General features: G+C 75.8%; 3 protein-coding genes. All 3 read right to left on the bottom strand.

What is annotated here, in order from left to right; translation table 11 throughout:
• Nucleotides 1-177 precede the first annotated feature (177 nt).
• Complete coding sequence (locus ACWGB8_RS38200) at nucleotides 178-576, bottom strand: DUF4440 domain-containing protein (protein ID WP_452218254.1); 399 nt, start codon at nucleotides 574-576, stop codon at nucleotides 178-180.
• Nucleotides 577-684: 108 nt separating this feature from the next.
• Nucleotides 685-1992 (bottom strand): M48 family metallopeptidase, encoded by a 1308-nt coding sequence (locus ACWGB8_RS38195; RefSeq protein WP_452218253.1) that lies wholly within the window; start codon nucleotides 1990-1992, stop codon nucleotides 685-687.
• A 67-nt stretch (nucleotides 1993-2059) separates the two neighbouring features.
• A complete protein-coding gene (locus ACWGB8_RS38190) occupies nucleotides 2060-2884 on the bottom strand; it encodes a glutaminyl-peptide cyclotransferase (protein ID WP_452218252.1) in 825 nt (274 codons plus the stop codon).
• Nucleotides 2885-3451 lie beyond the last annotated feature (567 nt).

Raw genomic sequence — 3451 nt, 5'->3', positions numbered from 1 at the left:
GGGTGGAGCCGTTGGCGGGGTGGTTGTTCGGTGCGCGCAAGCGGCCGACCGAGCTGAAGCCCACCGACGACCTCCCCGTGGCGAGCGCGGGCGCGGGCGCCGGCGGCTGAACCGGGCGGCGGCGCCGCGGCTCCGGTTCGCAGCTCGCCGGGCGGGCGGTGCGCCGGGGCCGGGCCGTCAGGGCAGGTCGTACCAGGCGAAGGCGGAGATCCGCCAGCCGTCCGGGGTACGGACGAACTGGATGGTCTTGGTCCCGCCGCCCTCGAACGGTTCGCCGTCCAGCACCCCGGACTTGCGGTACTCGCCGACGCGCGAGGCGATGTCGCCCGCGATCTCGGTGCGCTCGGAGGTCTCCCACTCGGTGAAGTCGACCAGCCGGCCGCCGGCCAGCAGGTGCTCGCGCGGCTCGATGAACTCCTCGACCGTGTACGCGGTGAACTGCGGGCCGGTCTTGACGATCACCCCGCCCGGGAGGAGCAGTCGGCGCAGCCTCGCCACATCGGCGGTCCGGCCGTCCCGGTTGTCGAAGGCGCCGAAGAACTCGGCGGTGAGGGCGTCGATGTCTGCCTTGGACATGATCAGACAGTAGCACCGGCCGATGGCGCGGCGAAGGCCGTTGGAGCACACCGCCGGCGCCCCCGGTCGAGGGGCGCCGGCGGTGGCGGGACGGGGCCGAGCGGGCGTTCAGCCGGCGAGCAGGGCCCGGGCGATGCGGGTGCGGTGGACGGCGAGTTCGGCGTCGATGGCGGCGCACTCGGCGGTGGTCGGGGTGACCGCGGCCGGGACGGGCGGGCGCCCGGCGACGAGCGCGATCCGCAGGTGGGTCGGCGGGTGGGTCGCGTCGACGGTGTGGCCCTCGTGCCGGGAGCGGCGCAGCAGCCGTTCCCACTCCTGCTCCGGCACGTCGGCGAGGCGGGTGCGCAGTTCCTGCCAGAGCAGGTCGGTGTCGGCCGCGGGCGCCGGGTCGCGGTGGCCGGTGCGGGGACGGGAGAGGATCCGGGCGCGCACCCGGTCGACGACGGTCTCGATCGTCCCGGACTGGAGGGACGCCATCAGCAGCCCCGTCGCCCCCTCGCTGGAACCCGCCCGGGCGGAGAGTTCGTCGGCGCGGTACTCGGCCTGCTGGCCCGCCCGCGCGGTGAGCCGGTCGAGCAGCAGGAGGACGTGCAGCAGCACCCGGGAGAGCACCTTCAGGACGGCGTTGGCGAGGTGGTCGGCGAGCAGCATGAGCACGTTGAACCCGGTGGACCGCTCGCGCGGGCGGGCCAGGTCGTGCCAGTGGACCAGTGCGTCGACGGCCGAGCCGAGCCAGAGGCCGTGGCGGTGGTCGCCGTTGATCCGGTGGGCGAGTTCGTGCCCGAGCAGCGCGGTCCGCTCGCGGTCGTCGAGCGCCTCCCAGAACGGCAGGCCGAGGGTGAGGACGGAGGTGCGGCGCAGCCCGACCACGCACATGCCCGAGCCGTACGAGTCGTCGACCCGGATCACCCCGACCGGCGGGGCCCCGAGTTCGGCGGCGAGGCGGTCGGTCAGCCCGTAGAGGGCGGGCGCCGCGGCGCGGTCGAGCACCCCGGCGTCGTTCGGCACCCGGCCGAGCCGCGGGCGCAGCAGGAACGCGGCGGCCAGCAGGACGGCGCCCAGGCAGCGCAGCGGGGTGGTGCCGGTGACGAGCAGCCAGAGCGCCCAGCCGGCCAGGCCGACGGTGGCCAGGTGGACCAGGCCGGCGACGGCCGAGGCGGCGAGCCAGTCCCGGCGGGTGGTGTCGGCGCGTCCGGCGAGGACCTCCTGGAAGACCTGGTCGGTGCGTTCGGCGGCGGCCTGCTCGCGGGCGAGGGTCCGCGGGTCCTTGGCGGCGTGCTCGGCGGCCTCCTCCTCGGACACGAGGTTCCACTCGCACTCCGGGCACCAGACGGTGAAGCGGGGGTCGGCATCGAGCGGGGCGGCGCAGTGCGGGCAGACCTGCGGGTGGGCGACGGCGGAGACGGTGTTCGGCACGGCGGACGATGATGCCACGCCCCGCCGACAGCCCGGACCGGGGGCGACGTCTGCCGGCCGGCTGTCGCTACCGGGGGGTGAGGGCGACCCGGAAGAGGGTGGGCCAGCGTTTGCCGGTGAGCAGGAGTTCCCGGCCGCCGGGGAGGGCGGCGATGCCGTTGAGCTCGTCCGCGCGGTCGCGTTCCCGGTCGGCGAGCAGGCCGGAGGCGTCGATCTCGGCGGTGACCGCTCCGGTGGCGGCGTCGATGCGCAGGATCCGGTCGGTCGGCCGGACGTTGGCGTAGACGGTGTCGCCGACGCACTCCAGTTCGTTGAGACCGTCCACGGGCCGGCCGTCGGCGGTGACGGTGACCGTGCCGGTGACGGCGAAGGACACCGGGTCGCGCAGGGTGAGCCGGGCGGTGCCGTCGCTCATGACCAGCCGGCCGGCGTCGGGCCGGTGGCACAGGCCCCAGCCCTCGCCGTCGTAGCGGACCCTGCGCCGCTCCTCAAGGGTGTCCGCGTCGCGTTCGAGGGCGATGCCGTTCTGCCAGGTGAGCTGCCACAGGGCCGGGCCGACGAGGGTGATGCCCTCGCCGAAGAGCGGGGGGTCCAGCGGCCGGACGACGGTGGGCGGCCGGCCGGGCGGGCCGCGTCGGACGGCGGACTCGCCGACCAGTCCGGTGCCCTCGTAGAGCTGGTCGCCGGCGAGCTCCAGGCCCTGGGTGAAGGCGTCGGGGTCGTGCGGGAGGGTCTCCAGGACGGTGACCCGCAGCCGCTCGACCGGCTGTGGTCCGGTCCCGGCCCGGTCGGCGCCGGCCCCGGGCGGGCCGGGCGGGGCGGGGAACGCCAGGGGGAGGAGGGCCGCGAGCGTGAACGCCAGCGCCGTCGGTACGGCCGTGAGCGCGCGCATTCCGGCACGCTAGCAGCGGTCGGCGTGCTGTCGGCCGGGACGCGGCCGGGCTCCAGCGCTCGTGGATGTCGACGGAGTCGTCGACCCGGTAGGCGCGTAGCCGCGCCCCGGCGTGCTCCCGTGCGCGGCCGGCTGCGTCAACTGACAGGAACCGGTGCGGACTTCACAGTCCGCGCCGGGTCCTTGCCGTTGTGCTCCGGCACCCCGGCCCGGCTTGACCTTTTGCGATGAACATGCCCATGCTTTACTTGTTCTTGACCACGCGTCAGGCCGCCGGGAGGCGGCGGACGCGCGGCACACGGTTCCGCCTGCGCGCGCCCGGACACACCCGCGCCGTGCCGCACCCGACCGCAGCCGTGACCCGTCCGGCCCCGCCCGGACCCCTCTCCCGCCGCCCGCACCCGGCGCCCCGTACCTGAAGACCACCTGCGCCCCTGCGCCCGCAGAGCGGCGGCCCGAGGAGGAAACCAGCCATGGATCCGCTGATCGACCGTGCCCGCGAGTTCCCCCGCCGAGCCGGGGACACCGGCCGCGAACTGACCGCCCTGGCCGCCGGACAGGCACCGC

It is taken from the genome of Kitasatospora sp. NPDC054939, from assembly GCF_053610105.1.
Note: the sequence above shows the minus strand (reverse complement) of the source record. Positions and strands in the feature narration are given on the sequence as shown.